17 protein-coding genes are annotated in these 21,562 nt (G+C 60.5%); 7 read left to right on the forward strand and 10 right to left on the reverse strand.

Features of this window, described 5'->3' with window-relative positions:
* Positions 1-253: 253 nt before the first annotated feature.
* The 4 genes from SMD27_RS11345 to SMD27_RS11360 form a co-directional block, all read right to left on the reverse strand.
* Complete coding sequence (locus tag SMD27_RS11345) at positions 254-667, reverse strand: DUF302 domain-containing protein (RefSeq protein WP_320508476.1); 414 nt, start codon at positions 665-667, stop codon at positions 254-256.
* Between the two features lie 157 nt (positions 668-824).
* A complete protein-coding gene (locus tag SMD27_RS11350) occupies positions 825-1,790 on the reverse strand; it encodes an MBL fold metallo-hydrolase (RefSeq protein ID WP_320508477.1) in 966 nt (321 codons plus the stop codon).
* Positions 1,791-1,892: 102 nt separating this feature from the next.
* Positions 1,893-2,225, reverse strand: a complete 333-nt coding sequence (locus SMD27_RS11355) for a c-type cytochrome (protein WP_320508478.1) — start codon at positions 2,223-2,225, stop codon at positions 1,893-1,895.
* A gap of 10 nt (positions 2,226-2,235) precedes the next feature.
* Complete coding sequence (locus SMD27_RS11360; RefSeq protein ID WP_320508479.1) at positions 2,236-3,471, reverse strand: molybdopterin-dependent oxidoreductase; 1,236 nt, start codon at positions 3,469-3,471, stop codon at positions 2,236-2,238.
* A 521-nt stretch (positions 3,472-3,992) separates the two neighbouring features.
* Here SMD27_RS11360 and SMD27_RS11365 point away from each other — a divergent pair.
* Positions 3,993-5,903, forward strand: coding sequence for an MHYT domain-containing protein (locus SMD27_RS11365; RefSeq protein ID WP_320508480.1), 1,911 nt, complete (start codon positions 3,993-3,995; stop codon positions 5,901-5,903).
* Positions 5,904-5,910: 7 nt separating this feature from the next.
* Here SMD27_RS11365 and SMD27_RS11370 read toward each other — a convergent pair whose 3' ends face one another.
* Both SMD27_RS11370 and cyaY read right to left on the reverse strand, forming a co-directional pair.
* Positions 5,911-7,707: an ABC transporter transmembrane domain-containing protein gene (locus tag SMD27_RS11370; RefSeq protein ID WP_320508481.1), complete on the reverse strand. Its 1,797-nt coding sequence runs from the start codon at positions 7,705-7,707 to the stop codon at positions 5,911-5,913.
* Positions 7,708-7,716: 9 nt separating this feature from the next.
* Complete coding sequence (gene cyaY, locus SMD27_RS11375) at positions 7,717-8,058, reverse strand: iron donor protein CyaY (RefSeq protein WP_320508482.1); 342 nt, start codon at positions 8,056-8,058, stop codon at positions 7,717-7,719.
* 334 nt (positions 8,059-8,392) lie between these two features.
* Between cyaY and rpmE the strand changes: the two genes are divergently transcribed.
* Together rpmE and SMD27_RS11385 are read left to right on the forward strand one after the other, a co-directional pair.
* Complete coding sequence (rpmE, locus tag SMD27_RS11380) at positions 8,393-8,617, forward strand: 50S ribosomal protein L31 (protein ID WP_320508483.1); 225 nt, start codon at positions 8,393-8,395, stop codon at positions 8,615-8,617.
* A gap of 168 nt (positions 8,618-8,785) precedes the next feature.
* Positions 8,786-9,145, forward strand: a complete 360-nt coding sequence (locus SMD27_RS11385; RefSeq protein WP_320508484.1) for a hypothetical protein — start codon at positions 8,786-8,788, stop codon at positions 9,143-9,145.
* A gap of 38 nt (positions 9,146-9,183) precedes the next feature.
* Here the strand turns inward: SMD27_RS11385 and SMD27_RS11390 are convergent, their stop codons facing one another.
* Positions 9,184-9,627 (reverse strand): DUF1465 family protein, encoded by a 444-nt coding sequence (locus SMD27_RS11390; RefSeq protein ID WP_320508485.1) that lies wholly within the window; start codon positions 9,625-9,627, stop codon positions 9,184-9,186.
* A gap of 344 nt (positions 9,628-9,971) precedes the next feature.
* Between SMD27_RS11390 and SMD27_RS11395 the strand changes: the two genes are divergently transcribed.
* Positions 9,972-10,433, forward strand: coding sequence for an Hsp20 family protein (locus tag SMD27_RS11395; RefSeq protein ID WP_320508486.1), 462 nt, complete (start codon positions 9,972-9,974; stop codon positions 10,431-10,433).
* Positions 10,434-11,032: 599 nt separating this feature from the next.
* On the opposite strand, the gene SMD27_RS11400 is transcribed toward SMD27_RS11395, so the two are convergent.
* Positions 11,033-11,218: a DUF1192 domain-containing protein gene (locus tag SMD27_RS11400; protein ID WP_320508487.1), complete on the reverse strand. Its 186-nt coding sequence runs from the start codon at positions 11,216-11,218 to the stop codon at positions 11,033-11,035.
* A 129-nt stretch (positions 11,219-11,347) separates the two neighbouring features.
* Here SMD27_RS11400 and SMD27_RS11405 point away from each other — a divergent pair, with 129 nt between their 5' ends.
* Both SMD27_RS11405 and SMD27_RS11410 read left to right on the forward strand, forming a co-directional pair.
* Positions 11,348-12,340, forward strand: a complete 993-nt coding sequence (locus tag SMD27_RS11405) for an NAD(P)H-quinone oxidoreductase (RefSeq protein ID WP_320508671.1) — start codon at positions 11,348-11,350, stop codon at positions 12,338-12,340.
* A 299-nt stretch (positions 12,341-12,639) separates the two neighbouring features.
* Positions 12,640-13,287: a DUF1013 domain-containing protein gene (locus tag SMD27_RS11410; protein ID WP_320508488.1), complete on the forward strand. Its 648-nt coding sequence runs from the start codon at positions 12,640-12,642 to the stop codon at positions 13,285-13,287.
* A 110-nt stretch (positions 13,288-13,397) separates the two neighbouring features.
* Here SMD27_RS11410 and SMD27_RS11415 read toward each other — a convergent pair whose 3' ends face one another.
* Entirely contained in the window at positions 13,398-16,547 is a 3,150-nt protein-coding gene (locus SMD27_RS11415; protein ID WP_320508489.1) for a hypothetical protein, read from the reverse strand.
* Between the two features lie 342 nt (positions 16,548-16,889).
* Positions 16,890-20,495 carry a thiol reductant ABC exporter subunit CydC gene (gene cydC / locus SMD27_RS11420; RefSeq protein WP_320508490.1) on the reverse strand — a complete coding sequence of 1,202 codons (3,606 nt, stop codon included), beginning with the start codon at positions 20,493-20,495 and terminating at the stop codon, positions 16,890-16,892.
* 116 nt (positions 20,496-20,611) lie between these two features.
* On the opposite strand from cydC, the gene SMD27_RS11425 reads away from it, so the two are divergent.
* A complete protein-coding gene (locus tag SMD27_RS11425) occupies positions 20,612-21,544 on the forward strand; it encodes a LysR family transcriptional regulator (protein WP_320508491.1) in 933 nt (310 codons plus the stop codon).
* Positions 21,545-21,562: the final 18 nt, after the last annotated feature.

Below are 21,562 nucleotides of genomic sequence, written 5' to 3' on the forward strand. Positions count from 1 at the left end.
GACGCCTCTCTGTCTCGCTCCTGACCGGCTTCCCCAGCAGCGGCGTCATCACCATCATCGATGCGGCAACGGGTTGAAGACGTTAGAACGGCATGCCGAGGCAGCAAAACAAAGTGCCGTCGCCGGCCGCCTGCTGCTCAGCAAGATCAATCTTGCCGGCAAAACGCCGCCGCCGAGACTGAGGAATAAAGGCAGTCATCGCCGAGCTGCCTACGGGGGCCTTGTTTTCGATAGAATCAAGCTGCCTGGGCGCTCACCGCCTATGCGGGTCGATCCCGGCGGCCTCGGCCGAGACCGCCGCCAGCATGGCCGACATGCCGTCCACCGAAAGGAAGGCGTGCGGCGCCACGCCCTGTCCCGCCAGGATGTCGCGGGGTTCGCGATAAGCGATGCGGACCTGGCCTTCGGCTGTTTCATAGACCAAGGCGCGCAACGGCAGGTCGAGGCCCAGCGTCTGGTGCGCCTGCATCAGAGGCGTGCCGGCCTTAGCCCCGCCGAACGTCACCACCGTCGTGCGGCCAAGCGTAAGGCCTGCGCCCTGCGCATTGGCGGCATGGTCGACCATGCCGAACACCTCGACCTGCCTGTGCTTCACGCTGGCGACCAGCGCATTCAGCGTGTCCTCGAAAGGGCGGGAGGAAACGACGACGACCAAGCCTTCAGACATGTGTCACCTCATCGCAGCGGTGCAGGTGCCGGGATTGAGTCCGGCGACACCTCTTTGTCAATATCCAGCTCGCGAGGCTGCGTGCCAATTTACTGCCGCCTGGATTGCGCCATGGCAGCCAGCTACGCCTTTGCCGATGGCGGCGCGGCTATACTGTCTATAGTCCTTCGTACACTAGCTTTGTGAAGAATTTCGAATCGATCACAAATCTTCCCCATTTATCGTCGAAGGCCGCGGTCGGCCGCGCCGCTATGACATCATCCAGGGATTTCCCTTGTGACTTCAGTGCAACGACCTTATCGCGCACCGTGACCAGCATATCGCGAAATTCGATCAGTTGGGCGCGGTTGCCGACCGGCCCATGACCAGGAACCAGGATTGTTTTATCTGTGGAGCGTTCGATAGCCTTGTTGGCCCAGGCGATGGCCGAATTGACGCTGCCGCCGTCTTCGTTGTCGATGAACGGATAGTTCCCGTTCCAGAACGTGTCGCCGAGGGCCATTACATCGGCCTTTTCGAAATACACCAACACATCGCCGTCGGTATGGCCGGGGCCGAAATGCTCTACCTTTATGGAATCGCCCGCAAAGGCGAAGTCCCTCTCATTTTCCACGATGATCGTCGGGCGCGCGCCGGCCGGAACGGGAGCAAACGTCCAATTCCAATCATCGACGTGGGTGGTCTGAGAAAGATGCTTCAGCGTATTTCTCTGAGCAACGATTGTGGCGCCGGCTGCATGCATCCACTCGTTTCCGTCGGTATGATCCCAGTGCCAATGGGTGTTTACGACGTATTTCAGCGGTGATGGACCGATCTTATTGAGAGCCGCCTGCAACTTTTCTTCCGACGGCTTAATGCCGGCATCGACGAGGAACTTGCCCTCGCTTCCGGACAAAACCACGATGTTAGCCCCGGATCCCATCAGGACATTGATGTTGTCGCGCAAGGGCACGGTGACGATGTCGCCCTTGGCGCGCTCCAGATATCGCGTGCCAGCTCCGGTATGGAAATAGTCTCCTTTTACTGGCCCCGTGGCGGTTGCCGTGGCGACATATCCAAAAGCAAGAAAAGCTGAGCACAGGAATACGGCAGTCGATGGAATCCAAGGCAGGTCTATTGGCATGATCCGGATATCCTCCCCCGCACATATTAGTCAGCTGTGAAATAGGCTCGGCGCTGTCTCACGTAAAACGGAGTGTTTCGCGCTTAACCGCAATTAAGCAGTCTATTTCGCACCTTTGATGGTGACAAGATAGGCGACGATTGCATCGACGTCTTTGGCGTCGACGGGCGCCTTGTAGGTCATGCGCATCTTGTTGACCTCAGCCTGCCATTGCGCCTTCGATAGCGCCGGCTGATTAAGCACCATGCTGGCGGAGTGACAGGCGAGGCAATTATTGTTGGCCGCATCCGCACCGGGTCTGTCCGGGAACATGCTGTCGTCGTCGGGCAGATTTACATTGACGGACTTCAGCGCCAATTTGTCCTCTGCCTTAGCGTAGAACGGCGCAAGGACGATGCCCGCGACGAGTGCCGTCAACAGCATCCTGTGTAACATGCTTTCCTCTTCAGGCGACCACGACGGCGGTCTGCTCGATGACGTTGCGCATGAACCCAGCCGGGTTCCAATTGGGCGTGTCGGGTTGGGTCTCGCCGCTGCTGCTGGTGCAGCGGGCCATCAGTACCTGTCCTCCCGCGACCGGTGGGGTGAAGGAGATCTGCCATTGGCGGAAGCTGTACTTGCCTTCGTCCTTGCCAAGCTGCGCCGGCTGCCAGCTCTTGCCGCCATCGCTGGAGAAATCAACCCGCGATACGCCTGCATCGCCACCGAACGCGATGCCCCGCACCAGCGTCGGGGCACCAGCCCGCAGCGTGTCGCCCGCCTTGATGTTCGTGATGAAAGACCGCGGGACCAAGCGGCTAATCGGCACGGACTTGAAGCCGGTCTCTCCAGGCTTGACGCTCGCATGCGGTGTGTCCGGAATCGTGTAGGCGGTCTTCATCCAATAGTTCGTATCCGGCTGGTCCAGCACCTCGATGTCGTTGAGCATCTTGACCCAATAGGTCGAGTACCAGCCCGGCACGATAAGGCGGAGCGGGAAACCGTTGAGCAGCGGCAACTGCTCACCGCCCATCGCATAAGCGAGCATCACCTCGCCGTCGCGCGCATGATCGATGGCAAGCGACTTCATGTAGTCCGGTGCATCCGCGACGACCGGCTCGTCCATCCCCTTGAAGCGGACCTGGAGGGCGCCCGCCTTTACCCCGGCGCGGTCGAGCACGTCCTTCAGGCGGACGCCGGTCCAGCGTGCGTTTCCCATGGCGCCATGCGACCACTCTCCTCCGGGAACGCGCGGCTCGAAATAGCCGCGCGAGTTGCCGGAGCATTGATTGACCGCAACGAGTTCCACCTGCGGCAGGGCAAGAATCTCATCAAGGGAGAGCGACAGGCTCTTCTCGACGTGACCGTGCACCGCCAACCGGAAGGAACCGACGTCGATCTCCGTGGGAATGACCGCCCAGTGCCAGCGCACGAAAAACCGGTCGTTGGGTGTGAACACCGATTGATCGAACACGTCGAACGGCGTTTCGAGCAAAGGCGGGCGCGTGCGCTGAAGAATGAGCGCACCCTTTTCAGGAAAGGCCGTGGTAATCGGTCGTTCCTCCGGGCCCCCTGGCAGAGGAAGTTTGATCATCGCGTCGGCGAAAGCGGGCGCTGAGGCCAGCGCCAGAGTGGCAGCCCCGGCTCCTCCAAGAAACTGCCGCCGCGATGCGAGAGCGCGAAAGCAGAGCATCTTGTTCATGGCCGCATCTCCGACATAGCTCGAACTCCAAGCGGAAGGTACGCCATCTCTGGAGAAACCTCAATCTGACCATGAAAGCGATCGAAGCGATGAAAAGATGGAGGAGATATGATCGGCCCCAAGGTGGTTGCCTTCGATGGCGTGTTCGTCACCGTGCTGGATTGAACCCGAACTACATGGATCGCCTGTTCGAGGCCTTCTACACGACCCCGCCTAACGCCATGCGATATCGCCGCGTTTGAAATGTGGCCGCGCACCAGACTGGCAAGGGCTAGAGACTGGCAAGGGCTAAGCATGTAAATCGTTAAAATGATAAATAAATACCGACCCAAATAACGGCAAAGCGGCTTTCGTGTACAGAAACATTAACCTGGGGCGGTAATCGCCATAGTTGCAATCTTTCGTTAATCCTTGGCGGCTAACTCTAAACTCCGGCGTACAGTGTCGCCGGTGCCGAACATGATTTCGGGAAGCCGACCCACTGTGATCTTGAGCGATACGGGCTGGGGCCGGTCGACACGATGCATCATGTCACGACGTTTCACGATCCGACCTTGGTCGCCATCTCCGTCCTGATCGCGATCTGCGCCTCGTTCACCTCTCTACAGCTTGCCGAACGCATGGTTGCTTATCGGGAAAATGTTCGGCTGGCCTGGCTCTGCGCTGCCGCGATTGCCCTGGGCGGCGGCATCTGGGCGATGCATTTCGTCGGCATGATGGCTTTTCACAGCTCCGCGGGCATACTTTACGACGTCCAACTGACCCTCGGCTCCCTGCTCCTGGCCATTATTGCCGCCGGCATCAGCTATCGCATCGTGGTCAGCAATCCGGCGAGTTTCTGGCGACTTGGCATCGGTGGCGTGATCGCCGGATTTGGCGTCGCCGGCATGCATTACACCGGGATGGCGGCGATGATCACCACCAGCCGCATCCTCTACAATCCGTTGCTGGTCGGCTTATCGATCCTGATCGCCATGGCCGCTGCCACCGCCGCCCTCTGGCTCAGTTTCAATCTGCACGCCCTGTGGCACCGTGCAGTTGCGTCGCTGATCATGGCGGTGGCGATTGCCGGCATGCATTATACCGGCATGGCGGCGCTGACGATGACCGCGACGGACCGGGCGCCGCTTGCAATCGGCAGCGGTCTCGATCAGCCGATGCTGGCCGTGGTGATCACGTCCACCAGCCTGCTGATCCTGGTCTTTGGGCTGGGCAGTTCGATGTTTGACCGGCGCATGGCCGATCAGGTGGCGCAGAAGGCACTGATTCGCCAGCGCAGCGAAAGACGGCACCGCTCGTTGCTGCGCAACAGCACCGATATTATCCTGGTCCTCGATGGGGAAAACTGCATCCGCTACGACACGCCAGCGGCCGAGCGGATTCTCGGCTATCGCTCCGAGGTGTTGACCGGGCAGTCTTTCCTTGGCTTCGTCGACCCCCTGCATCAGGGCGATCTGCGCGAACAGCTCGCCAATCTTCGGCGCGGCGACAAAATCCAATGCGAGATTCCCATCGCCGATGCCGGCAGTAACCGGAAATGGCTGGAACTAACCGGCATCGATCTGACCGCCGATCCGGATGTCAACGGAATCGTGCTGAACCTGCATGACATCACCGACCGACGCCGGATCGCAGCCGAGCTGACTGCCGCAAAGGAAAAGGCGGAAACCGCCGACCAAAGCAAATCCGCTTTCCTGAAGAATATCAGTCATGAATTGCGCACACCGCTGAACGCCATCATCGGTTTTTCCGACCTGCTGGTGCAGCAGCCCTTCGGATCGCTGGGCGATCCGCAATATGTCGGCTTCGCGCGGGACATCAATGCCGGCGGCAAAAAGCTGTTGAGCGTCATCAATACGATCATCGACTTCACCAAGGCGGAAAGCGGGGACCATCGGGTTGAAAGCACATTGCTGGATCCGATCACCGAGATCCGCCTGTGCCTCCGCCTGGAAGAGGAAACCATCCAGGGCAAGACGCTGAGCATATTGATCGAACCGGAAATGGCGCCGCTCGCCCTCTTCGCCGACCGGCGCAAGCTCCGCCAGGTCCTGTTGGCGGTCCTTTCCAATGCCACAAAATTCGCGCCCGATAACGGCAAGATCGCCATCACGATCGAGAAAGAGCCGGATGGCGGCTGCACGATCGGCATCCAGGATAATGGCATCGGCATGACCGAGGCGGAAATCGCTATCGCTTTGCAGCCTTTCGCCCAGGTCGATAACAGCCTATCACGACGCCATGAGGGAACCGGCCTTGGTCTGCCCATGAGCCGCGCGCTGATGGAGCTGCATGGCGGACATTTGACAATCCAGAGCGGCCGCGGCGTCGGCACGCTGGTCCATCTGTTTTTCCCTGCCGAACGGGTGCGTGCGCCACTGCCCGTGACGCAACCCGTCGCCCTTATTGTCAATCAAGCCGCGTCGGGTTGACGGCCGGTTATTCGGCGGCCTTCGGTTGCTGGAACTGCAATTCCGCCAGGCGGGCATAGAGGCCGCCCTGCTTGATCAGTTCCGCATGGCTGCCGATGGCATCGATACGGCCATGGTCCATGACCACGATCCGGTCGGCCTTCAGCACTGTTGCCAGGCGGTGCGCGATAATGATGGTGCTGCGGTCGCGCATGATGTCGTCCAGCGCCCGTTGCACGACCAGCTCGGATTCGGCATCCAGTGCGCTGGTCGCTTCGTCGAGCAACAGCAATGAAGGATTGCGCAAAAGAGCGCGGGCGATGGCGATGCGCTGTCGCTGGCCTCCAGACAAGCGCAGACCGCGCTCGCCTAAATAAGTGTCGAAATCCTCCGGCAAGCGTTCGATGAATTCGGTTGCATAAGCGGCATCGGCGGCGGCGCGGACCTCGGCATCGCTGGCGTCGGGGCGGCCGTAACGGATATTTTCCCAGGCGTTCATGCCGAAAATCACCGGTTCCTGGGGCACCAGGCCGATCGCCCGGCGCAGTACGCCGGGATCCAAATCGCGCAGATCGCGACCATCGAAGGTGATGGTGCCAGCGGCCGGATCGTAGAAGCGCAGCAGCAACTGGAACATGGTCGACTTGCCGGCGCCGGAGGGCCCGACCAGCGCCACGGTTTCGCCCGGGGCCACCGAAAGGGAGAAATTGTCGAGCGCTGCCGTCTCAGGCCGCGACGGATAATGGAAGGTGACATTGTCAAAAGCGACGGCGCCGCGCGACGGCTGCATCAGGGGCTTCGGATTGGCTGGCGCGGCAATCGTCGGCTTGGTCGCCAATAATTCGAGGATGCGTTCCATCGCGCCGGCGGCGCGCTGCAGATCGCCAACGACCTCGCTGATCGAGCCGGCTGAGCCCGCCACTACCACGGCGTAGAAGACGAAAGCCGAGAGATCGCCGGCCGACATGCGTCCAGCCACCACATCCATCCCGCCGATACCGAGCACGGCGCTGATCGACCCGAAGACCAGGAGGATGACGATGGCCGTCAGCAGCGCCCGCGCCCGCACGCGGGAAACGGCCGCCCGGAAGGAATCTTCATTGCGGCTGCCGAAACGCTGGCGCTCGTAATCCTCATGGGCGAAGGCCTGAACCGTGCCGATGGCATAAAGCGCCTCGCTGGCCTCGGCACTGACGTCCGCCACCTTATCCTGGGACAAGCGGGAAAGACCGCGCACCTTCCGCCCGAAGAAGATGATCGGCACGATGACGATTGGCACGACCAGGAAGACCAGTCCGGTCAGTTTCGGGCTGGTGATAAACAGCAGGACCGCCCCGCCGAACAGCATCAGCGTGTTGCGCAGAGCGACCGAGATCGAGGATCCGACCACCGCCTGCAGCAAGGTGGTGTCTGTCGTCATGCGCGACAGCACCTCGCCCGTTCGGGTCGACTCGAAAAAACCGGGATCAAGGTTCAGCAGATGATTGAACATGGCACGGCGGATATCCGCGACGACCCGCTCTCCTACCCAGGAGACGAGATAGAAACGCGCATAGGTGCCGAGGGCCAGCAAAGCAGCGACGCCGAACAGCACCAGGACCGAATGTTCCAGCAGCGTCTGGTCACCGCCGCCGAAGCCGCGATCGATCAGATGCCGCAAGCCCTGGCCGAGCGCCAGCATGGTGCCGGCGGTAACGATCAGGGCGATGGTGGCGCCCAGCACCTGCCAGCGATAGGGCATGGTGAAGCGCACCAAATGGCTGAGTTGGCGCAGATTGCGCGATTTCGGGCGGTCGATCTGGCGGGCGTCGCGGATATTGGCCATGTCGTGGGGTCAGTCCTCGAGGTCGACGTCGCCGCCGGTGATTTCGCTGAGCTCGGCCGTCAGCAAGCCGTGTAAATTGTCCGGCCCCTCACCGGCCGACCGCGTGGAACGCCACAAGCCAGCACCTTCATCCCAGGCATAATGCCAGGCACCGCTGACTGGTGAGGACAACCAGATTTCCCGGTTCGGCCCGTGCTTATTCAGGAGATAGGTCCGGCCGTCGGACAGTCTGAGGGTCAGGATGCCGCCCTCGTAATCTGCGTCGATCAGATCGCCCAGTTCCTCGTCGATCCTGTCGAACAGGTCCTCCAGCACCGCCGAAGCCTGCCGCTCGAACGTCCCTTGATCCATCGTCCTCTTCCGCTTATCCGGCTCTTCCGGCAGGTCCAGCCCCGCCGGCGCCGATTTCGACAGGACCACTGCATAGACATCTTGCGTTTGCCTTGCAATCGCCGAAGAAATTTACGGCGACAAGCCCTAGCAAGCACCAAAACGACCGGGATACCGCGCAACCGGTCGATCTACTTCCAAAGTTTGCGCGGAGAAGCCTTTCAACTCAATAAGTTAAATATCAGAGGGACGAACGGCCACAGCCGTCCCAGGAAACTTCCCCGTTTTCCCGCAAGGACTTGCGCCCTGAGATGGGCTTGGGTATAACCCGCCCCGAGATTCGAGGAGTTCTATCATGAAGTCGAACATTCATCCCGATTACCACGAAATCAACGTGGTCATGACCGACGGCACGAAATACGTGACCCGCTCGACCTGGGGCAAGCCCGGCGACACCATGACGCTGGACATCGACCCGAAGTCGCATCCCGCCTGGACGGGCGTGCATCGCCTGCTCGATACGGGTGGTCAGTTGGCCAAGTTCAACAAGCGCTTCCAGGGCCTGTCCCTCAAGAAGTAAGCTTGATCGATCAGAAGCGGCGAAAGCCGATCGATACAGCCGCCCCTCACCGGGCGGCTGTTTGCTATTGCGCTTCCCGTTGCAACTGGGGGTTCGCGACCGTTCGCCTTGTAAATAACTCAATGGTTGTGTATCGTAACGATATACATCTATTGAGAGTGACAAAGCATGAACCGTCGTCTGTGGCAGATCGCACTCCTTTTGGGTGTTTCGCTCGTCTTAGTCGGCTGCACCTTCCGCGATTATCATGCAGAGAGATCCCGGGCAGCCTTGGAGAATATCTCCAACAAGCCGATCGCCGAGGCGATCAGATATTTGGGACCGCCGGACAGCACGATCACCGTTTCCGGCAAGACCTATTACTCGTGGAAGCATGACGACGGCTACACGACCCATGACTCGACGCCCGAATATGTGCCACTGACCTGCAAGCTCTCGCTGCGTGTGGGGCCGGACGATATCGTCGAAACGGCCGTCTTTCGCGGCAATCGGGGCGCCTGCGCCTTTTTCCTGGATTACCTACCGTAACAGGGCCGGAAGCTTCGTAGGGTGGCGCTCGCCGTGGCTCAATGCAGCTTGGGGCGTTCGCCGCTCACCCTGCCCTGCGGTTCCATCTCTGCCGCGCGGGCCGCTTGGATATCGAGGCGTGAAACCCGCTGATAGAGCGAGAGACTGCGCTGCAACAAACGACGCAGCTCATCCGGCAGATCCGGGTCTTCGTCGCTGATATCCTTGTTGCAGAGCGTATGGCCACCGAGGCGCCGCTCCGGCCGGGTCGCTTCCCACAAGGTCATTTCGCCGACATGCACGGCACGATGGGTCAAAAGCCAGGCCAAGACTTGGGTCAATCGGGCGACCAGCCGCATGGTCTCCATGCTGCTGACCAGGCCATGTTCTACAGGTCGGGATTTCGTTTCGCTTTCGGCGCGATCGATGAGGTAACGGCGCGACTCTGCCAGAAGAGCCATCGTTTCCATCATCGTCCGATCGAAAAATTCTACGGTCGCCATGCCCGTTCGTACCGATCCGGTTATCCCCGACGCCCCAGCCTAGGCCGAAACCCGACCACCCCGCATCACTAATACGTGTTAGCTCTTAACAAAAATTTGCCAGCCGGCGTGGCAGCGCTTTTCGCACGATATTTGCTCAAAATTTGATCGATAAGTTGCAAAGTTTCGCGCCGCCCTCCTGGCGAAATCGAACCCAACCAAGCGCTTGGACTCCCCCTTGAAACGGCGATCACTGCTGACCATCTGCACTCATGCCGGATGACCATGATGGTGCCGGCAACTAATCGAGGCAGACCATTTGGTGGCCTCATCTATCAACCATGTTGCTCAATGGAGAATGTGGCATGCGTAACTTCGACCTTACTCCCCTTTTCCGTTCCTCTGTCGGTTTCGATCGCCTTTCGCGCGTGATGGATAGTGCGTTGCGTATCGATGAATCGGCTCTTTCCTATCCGCCCTACAATATCGAGCGGACGGGCGAAGATACCTATCGCATCACCATGGCGGTCGCCGGTTTCTCTGATGCCGAGCTGACTGTGACTGCGCAGGAAAATTCGCTGTTGATCGTCGGCAAGCCGGCGAAGGAAGAAAAGGAACGCAGCTTCCTTTATCGTGGTATCGCCGGGCGCGCGTTCGAACGGCGTTTCGAACTGGCTGACCATATCCGCGTTGCGGGCGCCAGCCTGAACAACGGCCTGCTGCATGTGGAATTGGTTCGCGAAATTCCCGAGGCAATGAAGCCCCGGACCATCGCGATCACCAATGCCTCGCAGGACACTCCGAAGGCGCTCGACAAGGCCGCCTAAAAGCGGCCTGGTTATCGGACGACCCGATACAGTCGCCTGATTGATCGGCCCCATTATGGCTGATCACGTCTGATGCATGCCGGCCGGATAGCCTGCTATTCGGCCGGCAGTGTTTTGAATTAACGAATTCCGGCGACGAATCTCGACATAAGACATGGTCAAAATACGGAAGGCCGCTCGACCGGTTACGCCGGCGGCGGCCTTCTCTTTTATAAGCCTCAACCTGTCTAACTTGCCCTCAGGCTACAGAAAATTACGAGTGACTGTTTTTGGCGTCAAGCGGCAAAAAAATCCGCGCAAGCGACAAGCTGCATTCTTTATGCAACTTTTTGATACAGGCATGTGTGAAGATTGAGAAAATTTGGTCACCGAACTGTCAATAAAAAGCCGCCGAAACGATCCGGCGGCAAGTTAGACAGGGAGGCATGAAACTGGACCAACGGAACGGGCCCAGAGAGGAAAGATGCATTAACCATCTTTCCGAAGGCATATTAACACAGCGAGATGAACAGAGTGTTAATTCCGATGGTTTTTTTGCCTTTGCAGACCAGGTTCCTGGTTTTGCCATGGAAATCCGGCAATTTACAGGAACATATTGCTCAGCCATTCTTGAACAAGCCGGACGCCGCCGAGAGATGCGCCTTCTTGGCGGCGATTTTTTCTTCGACTCGCGTGATTTCCGCTTTCATTTCGGCAATGTAGCTTTCCAACTCCTCGACCGATAACGGGTCCAAATTGCGTAGCTGGGGTTTCTTCTTGCGTGGCTCCAGATCGTCCAAATCCATTCCCGCCTCCTCGACTCGATACATTTTAACTGTCGGTTGATCGGAGTTCAAAGTGATGCGGAAATCGACTAGACCAATCTCATCCCGTCCCGTTTAACCGAGGAGCGCGCCGTGACACTGCCCAGCCAGATGACTGCCATCGAAATCACGAAAGCCGGCGAGCCTGAGGTTCTTCAACCCGTTGCCCGGGCGGTGCCGATCCCGCAATCCGGCGAAGTCCTGATCAAGGTCGCGGCGGCCGGGATCAATCGCCCGGACGTCCTGCAGCGCCAGGGCAGCTATGCGCCACCTCCGGGTGCCTCGGATCTTCCGGGGCTGGAAGTGGCCGGCACGATCGTCGCCCTCGCTAGTGATCAGGCCAGCAGCAATGGCGCGACATGGAAGGTGGGCGATCAGGTCATGGCGCTGACACCGGGGGGCGGCTATGCCGAATACTGCGTTACCCCGGCTGCGCATTGCCTGCGCGTTCCGACGGGACTCGATATGGCGGCGGCGGCGGCCATCCCAGAGACTTTCTTTACGGTCTGGACCAACGTCTTCGAGCGGGCACGGCTTCAGTCCGGCGAGACTTTCCTGGTACATGGCGGTTCTTCCGGGATCGGGACGACCGCAATCCAGCTGGCGCATCAGTTCGGGGCCCGGGTCTTCACGACCGCCGGGAGTGACGATAAATGCCGCAGCTGCAAAGAATTAGGAGCTGATATTGCAATCAATTATAAAAGTGCGGACTTTGTCGAGGTGATCAAGAAAGAAACCGGCGGCGCGGGGATCGATGTGATTCTCGATATGGTAGGTGGCGATTACATCCCGCGAAACCTGAAATCCCTGGCGGTTGACGGGCGCTTGGTCCAGATCGCCTTTCTGCAAGGCAGCTCGGCCGAGATCAATCTGGCGCCGCTCATGGTCAAGCGCCAGACCATCACCGGGTCGACCCTGCGGCCCCGCTCCGTGGCGGATAAAGCGAAAATCGCCGCCGCCCTGTCCGAGAAGGTGCTGCCCCTGATCGATGCCGGCAAAGTGCGGCCGATCCTCTATAAGACCTTCCCCCTCCGCGAGGCTGCCGCGGCCCATCGGCTGATGGAAACCAGCGCCCATACCGGCAAAATCGTGTTAACTGTCTGACTGCGGAATCGCCGTTCGAATGCATAATCTCTTGCTTTAATTACAAGAGATTAGCCCTATATAAAGAGCTGAGGCGGCAGCATCCCATCGGGCTCTAAGTGATTGCCCGATTGGAACTTTCTCTTTGCAGGGAAAGGCCATTGATGGTAATTGGCGGGTGACTTTCGAGCAGGTTTCTCGATTACCGGCCGCCGGGTGCGCGCCGGCATTTTTATCGATTAGAGGATGGCCGAGGCAAGCCTTGGCCCGACTGCGGGGTGAGCCGAGCGCGGCTCCCCGCGGCCGAGAAGGAGGAATTCATGGCGCAACTTCTGATGCCGAAAGCCACGGCGGTATGGCTGGTGGAAAACACCGCTCTGACCTTCGAGCAGATCGGGGCCTTCTGCAATTTGCATCCGCTCGAAGTCCAGGGGATCGCCGATGGCGAAGTCGCGGTCGGCATCGTCGGCCTTGACCCGACCAGCAATGGCCAGTTGACCAAGGAAGAGATCGCCCGCTGCGAGGCGGACCCGGCAGGACGCCTCAACCTCGCGCGGGCCAGCATCCCCTTGCCCGTCACCCGGACCAAGGGGCCCCGCTACACGCCGATTTCCAAGCGGCAGGACAAGCCCGACGCCGTCGCCTGGCTGGTGCGCCACCACCCGGAACTGAGCGATGCGCAGATTTCCCGCTTGATCGGCACCACCAAGCAAACCATCGCGGCGGTGCGCGACCGCAGCCACTGGAACTCGGCCAATCTCCGGCCGCGCGATCCGGTGTTGCTGGGTCTCTGCTCGCAGACCGATCTGAACGCCGCGATCATCAAGGCGCGGAAGGCCGCCGGCAAGCCCGCGACCCTGGATCCGCTGCCGCCGGAAGACGACCACCACGTTCATCAGGAAGATGAGCACAGCACGAGCCGCCTGCCCGGCGGGTTCGATGTCAGCTTTTTGACCAACAAGAACTGAAGTTGGTGGCGCTCGCCGCAAGCGGCCGAGAACGCGCCTCCCTCTTTCAAAGATGAAATCAGCCACCGGACCGAAATCCGGTGGCTGATTTTTTAGCTTCAAGAAGAGAGCTAAGCCAATTGCTGGGCATTCAGCACTTCGGCATTGGTGAAGACGGTGACGGAATCGGCGCCATTGGTGAATGTATGTGCCGTGAGCCCGGCGACCGAAATGCCGGCGGCCACGGCCGTCGGTCCCAAGGTCGAATTCGCCGCCGCTGCACTCCAGCCGCCGGTGAGATCGACATTGAGGCGATCGGTACCGGTGCCGAGATCGGCCACGAATTGGTTATCGGCGGTATCGGAGAGAACATCGTTGAGGCTGAGCGTCACCGTGTCATTACTGCTGCCCGTCAGCACCCGCTCAACATTTACAAAGCCAGCGCCACGCATATCGAACGTGTCCGAGGTCGACCGGGCGGCGTCCACTGTGTCGAAGCCAACACCGCCATCGAAGGTATCGGCATTGTCCCATTTCAGCGTATCGTGGCCATCATCGCCGAAAAGCTGATCGATCCCCGCGCCGCCGGTCAGCGTATCATTGCCGCCACCGCCATGGAGCGTGTCGTCGCCATTATTGCCCTCCAGCGTATTGGCCGCCGCATTGCCCGTGATGGAATCCTTGAAGGCCGAACCGAGGACGGTTTCGATATCGATCAGCGTGTCATTGCCGTCGCCCGTCGCGGTTCCGGCGAGCAGATCGACTGTCACAGCAGCGGCGGCGCTATAATCAACCTTGTCGACACTCGACCCGCCATCCATGTGGTCGTCACCTAATCCGCCGATCAGGGTATCGCCGCTGCCGCCACCGAGAAGCGTGTCGTTGCCGTCGCCGCCCTCCAGCCTGTCCTGCCAGCCAGCACCATCGAGATGGTCATTTCCCTCACCACCTCTCAAAGTGTCATCCCCATTGTCGCCGACGACCTGATCATCAAGCTTGCCGCCATTGACGATGTCATTGCCTTCACCGCCCCGGAAGATCTGCAGTGGATCGAAGCCGGCCGCCGCCGCCGCTGCGGCATCGGTTGCCAGGGTTACCGTATCGTCGCCGGCTAGGCCGTTATATTGCGAGCCCGCCTGATAACTGCCGGCCGTGATCTGGTTGAAATTCACCGTGTCATTGCCTGCGGTGAAAAGCGGTCCTGTCGGTGCGGACAGAATTTGCACCGTCTCGGCATTGCTGAAAATCGTGACCGTATCAGTTCCGTTGGTGAAGGTGCGGGCCGTCATGCCGGAAACGGAGATGCCAGCAGCTACACCGGTCGGGCCCAGGGTTGAATTAGTCGTCGTCGCCGTCCAACCGCCGGCCGGGTCGATGTTCAACGTATCTGCCGCATTGCCGAGATCGACGACGAATTGGTGGTCTGCGGTCTGCGTCAACACTTTGCTGAGGCTGAGCGTCACCGTATCGGTCCCGTCCCCAGTGAGGATGCGTTCCAAATTTGCAAAGCCGGTGCCACGCAGATCGATCGTGTCGCTGCTGGACAAATTGGCATCGAGCGTATCGAAACCCGCACCACCATCGACGCTGTCAGCACTGTCCCATTTCAGGGTGTCATGGCCGGTATCGCCGAAAAGCTGATCGGTGCCACTGCCACCGGTCAATGTGTCATTGGCATCGCCACCGCGCAGAACATCATTGGCGCTGCCGCCATTGATCGTATCGTTTCCACCATCGCCATTGATCTGATCCGCCAGGCCGCCGCCGGTGATATTGTCCGTGCCGTCGCCGCCATGGAAAATCTGCGCCGGATCATAGCCGGCGGCGGTGGCCGCTGCGGCACTTGTCGGCAAGGTCACCGTGTCATTTCCGCCGAGCGCGTCATATTGCGTGCCAGCGAGATAGCTGCCGGCCGTGACCTGCGCGAAATTCACGCTGTCATTGCCGCTGGTGAATAAAGGCTGCGGCTGCTGTGATCCCGTGTCCCCCAACTTGATTTCGAAGAGCTGTCCATCCATGAACTGGTCGGTGGCGTAATCGGCGACCCAAAGGGACATGATTGACGGATCGTCATGCGTGTCGCTGCTGGGCGCCAGGACCAATCCCTTCGGCTTGACGCCGACACCACTGTTTACATTCCTGACGTCATCGAGCAGCGTAAGCCTGTCGAGGACGGTCTGGCCGTCCCGGGAGAGCACCAATATGTCATCGGATCGATGGCCGCAGACGTAAAACACGTTGCGGACTGGATCATAGGTAAAGCCTTCGGGATCACCGACGGCTAATGGCATTTGGATCCTGTTGATCACCGTGCCCGTCGTGGTCACTTCGACGATGGTACGGGGATGCAGGGTGCTCTGCTCGCCTTCGGACAGCAGAAGATGTCCGGTTACCGGATCGAAAACGATGTCCTCGACATCGTCCAATTCGATCGTCCTGGTCGAAAAGGACGAAATCAACACGCTGGGATTGCTGGGATTGACTTCAAAAACTTTACGGGCGCTATCGTCGCTGATGAAAAGGTGCCCGTTGAGGGGATTATAGGTGACACCGGTCGGCTCGGAACAGAAAGCGCGGAGACTGGCGGCGTGGTCGAAAGCACCTGTTTCCGACAGGAAAAATAGATTCTGCTGGCGGAAAAACGGCGACTCGTCGATTTCGGAATCCGACACCAGAAGCTGCCCTGTGCCCGGCGTCGCACCCGGTATCCAGGCCATACCGGCTGGATTGGCTGATGGAACAGCCCATTTGGTCGTATCGATGGTCTGAACGATCGAGGGGTCGAACGAGGGTGTCGCGAGGGCTGTTACGGTTGCCCCCGGTTGGGGTGCTGCGAGAGCGGCCAGGGTGGTGGTGTCGGTCTCACTGGAGCCGGCGCTGGGGGCGGTATTTTGCGCCCGTCCAGTTCCTTCATCGCCAAGATTGCCTCGATTAGCCGGTAGCAGGTCATCATCGGAGGCGGCATCTGCCAATTCGGCGCGCTTTTGCATGGCTGAAATAGACAAAGCCGGCGCACGCGCATGTGGATTTTCCGGGGGTGGCGAATTCGGCGCTGCAGCAAGCGAGGAGACTTTTGCCGCCTCGCTCTCGCTACCGGCCTCGCTGCCCGCGGCCTCGTGGCGGGCGGGCGGAGACGAGCGGACCGAAGCATGTGATATTTCTTCCTGGTCGTCCTTCTGCGGCGGCGGCACAGCCGCACCAGTCGTCTCCGGCGTGTCGTGCACCAATCCCCACATCTGTCCTAATCCAGCGCGGGGTTTGCTGTTATTTGCCGCTGTCATGTCGCTACCTCCTTTTCGAGAGAGCTGCGCAGCGGCGATGTGAGACCAATCGACCGTCGCTTGGAAACGCTCGCTGCAGCTGATGCCGGCGAAGGGGCGCGCGTTCGATCGTCTTCGCGCTTACTGGCGAAGAAAGGTCGGTGACAGCCAAAATGCCGTAAAGTTCCAAGCGCTATCCTTGCACGGATCAGCCGGCAGAATCGCCAGGAGTGGCGGCGGTGTCATCATCGAGACGGATGATGCGAAGAGATTTGATGCGCCTAAAGCGACCGGCTCCCTTCGCTTAGCCCTGGTCATTAACCCTGGTCACCAGCCACTATTTTCGATCTCCCACTATCATTCTTATTGCGCTGCAGGTGCATAGGCAGCGCCGAGCTGGCGTGCTACCAGGCGGGCATAAAGCCCCGCTTTGCTCATGAGGGCGATATGGGTGCCGATTTCGGCCACCCGGCCGCCATCAAGCACGATGATCAGATCGGCATCGCGAACGGTCGAGAGACGATGGGCGATAATGACTGTTGTCCGATCGGTTTGGAGTAGCGCCAGCGCCTGCCGCACCGCTTGTTCATTCACCGCATCGAGATGCGATGTCGCCTCGTCGAGGATGAGCACTGGCGCGTCTTTCAGGAAGGCGCGGGCAATGGCGACACGCTGGCGCTGTCCGCCGGAGAGACCAGTACCGCGCTCACCCACCTGGGTATCGAGTCCGTCCGGCAGCACTTGCACCAAATCGGTCAGCGAGGCATGAGCGATTGCCGCCTGCAACTCTGCCTCGCTCGCATCCGGCCGCGCGATCATGATGTTGTGCCGCAGGCTGTCATTGAAGAGATAGGTGTCCTGCGCCACGAGGGCCATGCGGTGGCGCAGATCGTCCAAGCGATAATCGCGCAGATCGGCGCCGTCCAGGGTGATGCGGCCGTCATCCGGATCCCAGAAACGCATTAGTAATTGCGCTATGGTCGTCTTGCCGGCACCCGAGGTTCCGACCAGCGCGGCGGTGCTACCTGCCGGAATCGTCACGCTGACCTCATGCAAGGCGGCCCGCGCCTGCCCTGGATAGGCGAAGGTGACCTGCTCCAGGGACAAGGTCGGCGCGGTTTTCCGACCGGTGCCAGTGCTGCTCATCGACTGCCCTGTTTGCTGGCCGTCCCGCACCGTCACCGGCTCGTTGAGCAGACCATAGATGCGCCGCGTCGCACCCAAGGTATCGGCGAGCTGGCGGCCGACCTGGGCAATTTCCGAGACCGGCAAGAAGGCCGCCATGGCGAGCAGGGTAAGCAGCGGCAGCCAGGCGGCATCGATCCCGCCTTGCGTGGACACGATCGCGCCGGTCACCACCACCGCCAGGCCTCCAAGACCCGTGAAGATTTCCAACAGGCTCGATTGCAGTGTGAGATCGCGGAAAAAAGGCAGGCGCAGGGCGATATGCCGGTCGGAGAGATCATCCAGCTTCCGGCCGTGGGCCGCTTCTTGCTGGAAGGTGACGATCTCGCCAAGCCCTTGCACACAATCCACCGCCACGGCGCCGAATTCACCTGCGGCTTCCCGTGCCGCCGAACCCAGGCGGTCGGTGCGCTTGCGCATCAGGAACGGACAAAGGCCGACCAGCAGTAGGAACGGTACCAGTGCGAGCGCAATCCACGGGCTCGCCACTGCCAGCACCGCCAGCACCACGGCCGGTACCAGGATGGCAACGAAAGCCGGCGCCACGGTATGGGCGAAGAAATACTCCACCAGCTCGATATCATTGGTGACAAGCGCCATCAGATCGCCGGTGCGACGCCGGACCAGATAGGCCGGCGCCAGGTCGTCGAGCTTGCGGAAGACCGCGATACGCATTTCCGCCAGCAGCCGGAAGGCCATGTCATGGGCGACCCAGGATTCCAGCCAATGCACCGCGCCGGATAAGGGCGCCAGCACAGCCAAGGCCCACAGCCAGGACGCATAATCCAGCCCGTTCTTCAAATCATAAACCACGAACGCACTGCAGACGCCGATGCCTATGAAGGCAATGACCCGTAGCACGCCGAAGATAAAGGTCAGGGCCAGCTTGCCCTTCCAGGGCATCGCCAGTTTCATCAGGGCGCCGGTGAGCTGCCACCAATTGAGGCCATCAGCCTTGAGGATGCCCTCGGTCACCTGCTTGATGCCGCCAGCGAGCAGCGCACTCTCGCCGCCAGCGGGGGCCGTGGGTTCGTCGGGCATCGCTTCAGCGACGGCATCGCCGGAGCGTACCTGCCCCGCCATCAATCGGGCATAGACGCCGCCGGCTTGCAACAGCGTTTCATGCCGGCCGCTTTCCACGACACGCCCGCCATCCAGCACCAGGATCCGGTGGCAATCGATGATGCTGGACAGGCGATGGGCGAGGACCAGCGTGGTGCGTCCCTGCATCAGCCGGTCCAAAGCCTGCTGGATCACCGCTTCATTCTCGGCATCGACGGCCGACAGAGCCTCATCCAGGACCAGGATCGGTGCGTCGCGGAGGATCGCGCGGGCGATGGCGACGCGCTGACGCTGGCCGCCGGAAAGCTTTATTCCCTTCTCGCCAATTACCGTACGATAACCCTGCGGCAAGCTGGCGACGAAGCCGTCGATATTGGCGGCCCGGGCGGCGGCCACGACATCCTCATGGCTGGCATCGGGACGCCCCATGCGGATGTTGTCTTCGATCGTGCCATGGAACAGGAAGGTATCCTGATTGACCACGGCGATCATGCCGCGGATCTGGTCGAATGAAAGCGTCCGGATATCCTTGCCGCCTAACCGGATCGTGCCTGCTTCCGGATCATAGAAACGCAGCAAGAGGCGCACGATCGAGGACTTGCCGCCACCGGAGGTGCCGACCAGGCCGATGCGTTCGCCGGGTGCGACGTCGAAATCCAGCCCGTCATGAATGATGCGCTTGGTTCCGGGATAGCGAAACCGCACCTGTTCGAAGCCGATGCTTGGCGCCAAGCCCATGGAGGATGTTGCGGGTGCTGCATCCCGGACCAGCGGCTCGGCATCGAAAATCTTGTAGATGCCTTGGGCCGCCGACATGCCGACCATGCCCTGATGCAGCACCGAACGCAGTTCCCGCATCGGCCGGTAGATCTCAACACCGAGCATGAGGATCACCAGCAAGGCCGGGAGCGACATGGCGCCGCCTTCGACACGGTAAGCACCCAGCGCCAGCGCCGCTGCCGCACCGCAGGCGATGGCGGAATCGGTGATGCCACGCGACAGCGAATTGGTCGCCAGGACCCAGAGCGTGCGCTTGTACAGATTCTGCGCTTCGACCTGCAATTTGTCAGCCCGCGCCTTGCTCTGGCCGAAGGCTTTCAGCGTGGCAAGCCCTTGAACGGAATCGAGGAATTCGGCAGCGAAATCGGCATAGGCATCCTGCCGTTTCATGGAATTGGCGGCGTCGTGACGATGCCATAAAGCCGGGGCAAACAAGGCGATCAGCGCGAAGACCAGCATCATGGCGGCCACCGGCAGATCGATCCAGGCGATCGCGGCGAAAATCAAAACCGGCGTCAGCAACGCGATCAGGAATTGCGGCAGGAACTGACCGAAATAAACTTCAAGCTGTTCGACACCGTCAATCAGCGACAGCGTCAGGGCGCCGGACCGTTGCTTCGCCACGGTGCCAGGGCCTAAAGCGGCGATCTTGTCATAGATGGCCCGGCGCAATTTCTTTTGTACCCACGCCGCTGTTTCATGCGCCGTCATGACGCGAAGATGTTCCGCGCCGCCGCGCAGGATCATCAGCGCGGCAATGCCAAGGACCGGCCAGAGGAGATCATGCAATCCGACACCGGCAAAGACGAGGCCGATCAGCCAGCCGAGCAGTGCCAGCCTGGCGACGCCGAGCCCTACCGAAACCAGCCCAGCCAAAACAGCCCCGAGGATGCGCAGCCGGGCACCGGCGGTGAAAATCCAGAGGCGCGGTTCGAAATGCATTTAAACTCTCCTGCTTCTTATGCTGGCAGAATAGCCTGAACAATATCGTTCGCCATTCGACAAATCAGAAAACCCACCGTACATTTTCGTTCATATGGAAAGGCTGGAGACAAAGCATGCAGGCCGATTGGGACGATCTCAGGGTGTTCTTGACCTTGGCGCGAGAGGGCAGCCTGACGGCGGCCGCCCGGAAGTTGGAGGTCAGCCACCCGACCATCGCCCGCCGGGTCAAGGCGCTGGAAATGGCAATCGGCGCCCGGCTATTCGACCGGCTGCCGGATCGCTTCGTCATCACCCCGGCGGGCGAAGGATTGCTGGCGGATGTGCAGTCAATGGAACGGGCGGCGGAATCCATTCATCGCCGCAGCGCCAATCTGGGCGATACGGCGCATGGGGTGGTGCGCCTCTCCGCCGGCGAGGCAATGACTGCCTTCCTCGCCCGCAGCCTGCCGCTCTTGCGCGACAATTTGCAATGCATCGAATTCGAACTGAACGCCAGCCATATGCTGGCCAACCTCTCGCGCCGGGAAGCGGATCTGCTGATCCGTGAACAGGTGCCCGATCTTGGCAGCATCGTCAGTCGCCGCCTCGGCCGGGCTGCCTATGCGATCTATGGCGCGGCGACCCTGCCTGCCGCGAAGGGAGAAGCCGCCGACGATCGGCTACGCGCAATGACCTGGATCGGCTTCGACGACGATCACGCTTACATGCCGGGCCAGGCCTGGATGCGCGACTTGCTTGATGGCAAAAAGCCGATCATCCGCGTCAATAACTGGCTGGTACTGCAGGAAGCCGTGCGGTCAGGAACAGGCGTCACAGTATTGCCCTGCTATCTTGGCGATGCCGATCCCGGCTTGCGCCGGATCGGCGGCGTTCTGGAGGATGTCGCCGCCGACCAGTTCCTGCTGGTGCATCGCGACCTGCGCTCCCTGCCCCGCATCCGGGCTGTGATGGATGCGGTCATTCGTCTCTTTCACGAACAACGCCCTGCGTTGGAAGGCAAAGCGCCAAAGGCCGCGCGCCGGCCAGGCAGCCGCGACGCTGCCTGACGCAGAGCCTGGCGGCCG

The sequence above is a fragment of the Dongia soli genome (assembly GCF_034044715.1).
In the GTDB taxonomy this organism is placed as follows: domain Bacteria; phylum Pseudomonadota; class Alphaproteobacteria; order Dongiales; family Dongiaceae; genus Dongia_B; species Dongia_B soli.

Bases quoted from the DNA above. Each gene is read 5' to 3' on its own strand.
- SMD27_RS11370 (WP_320508481.1), bottom strand. From the start codon at position 7,707: ATGGCCAATATCCGCGACGCCCGCCAGATCGACCGCCCGAAATCGCGC.
- SMD27_RS11405 (WP_320508671.1), top strand. From the start codon at position 11,348: ATGACTGCCATCGAAATCACGAAAGCCGGCGAGCCTGAGGTTCTTCAA.
- SMD27_RS11410 (WP_320508488.1), top strand. From the start codon at position 12,640: ATGGCGCAACTTCTGATGCCGAAAGCCACGGCGGTATGGCTGGTGGAA.
- SMD27_RS11345 (WP_320508476.1), bottom strand. From the start codon at position 667: ATGTCTGAAGGCTTGGTCGTCGTCGTTTCCTCCCGCCCTTTCGAGGAC.
- cyaY (WP_320508482.1), bottom strand. From the start codon at position 8,058: ATGGATCAAGGGACGTTCGAGCGGCAGGCTTCGGCGGTGCTGGAGGAC.
- SMD27_RS11400 (WP_320508487.1), bottom strand. From the start codon at position 11,218: ATGGATTTGGACGATCTGGAGCCACGCAAGAAGAAACCCCAGCTACGC.
- SMD27_RS11350 (WP_320508477.1), bottom strand. From the start codon at position 1,790: ATGCCAATAGACCTGCCTTGGATTCCATCGACTGCCGTATTCCTGTGC.
- cydC (WP_320508490.1), bottom strand. From the start codon at position 20,495: ATGCATTTCGAACCGCGCCTCTGGATTTTCACCGCCGGTGCCCGGCTG.
- SMD27_RS11360 (WP_320508479.1), bottom strand. From the start codon at position 3,471: ATGAACAAGATGCTCTGCTTTCGCGCTCTCGCATCGCGGCGGCAGTTT.
- SMD27_RS11365 (WP_320508480.1), top strand. From the start codon at position 3,993: ATGCATCATGTCACGACGTTTCACGATCCGACCTTGGTCGCCATCTCC.
- SMD27_RS11425 (WP_320508491.1), top strand. From the start codon at position 20,612: ATGCAGGCCGATTGGGACGATCTCAGGGTGTTCTTGACCTTGGCGCGA.
- SMD27_RS11355 (WP_320508478.1), bottom strand. From the start codon at position 2,225: ATGTTACACAGGATGCTGTTGACGGCACTCGTCGCGGGCATCGTCCTT.
- SMD27_RS11415 (WP_320508489.1), bottom strand. From the start codon at position 16,547: ATGACAGCGGCAAATAACAGCAAACCCCGCGCTGGATTAGGACAGATG.
- SMD27_RS11395 (WP_320508486.1), top strand. From the start codon at position 9,972: ATGCGTAACTTCGACCTTACTCCCCTTTTCCGTTCCTCTGTCGGTTTC.
- SMD27_RS11390 (WP_320508485.1), bottom strand. From the start codon at position 9,627: ATGGCGACCGTAGAATTTTTCGATCGGACGATGATGGAAACGATGGCT.
- rpmE (WP_320508483.1), top strand. From the start codon at position 8,393: ATGAAGTCGAACATTCATCCCGATTACCACGAAATCAACGTGGTCATG.
- SMD27_RS11385 (WP_320508484.1), top strand. From the start codon at position 8,786: ATGAACCGTCGTCTGTGGCAGATCGCACTCCTTTTGGGTGTTTCGCTC.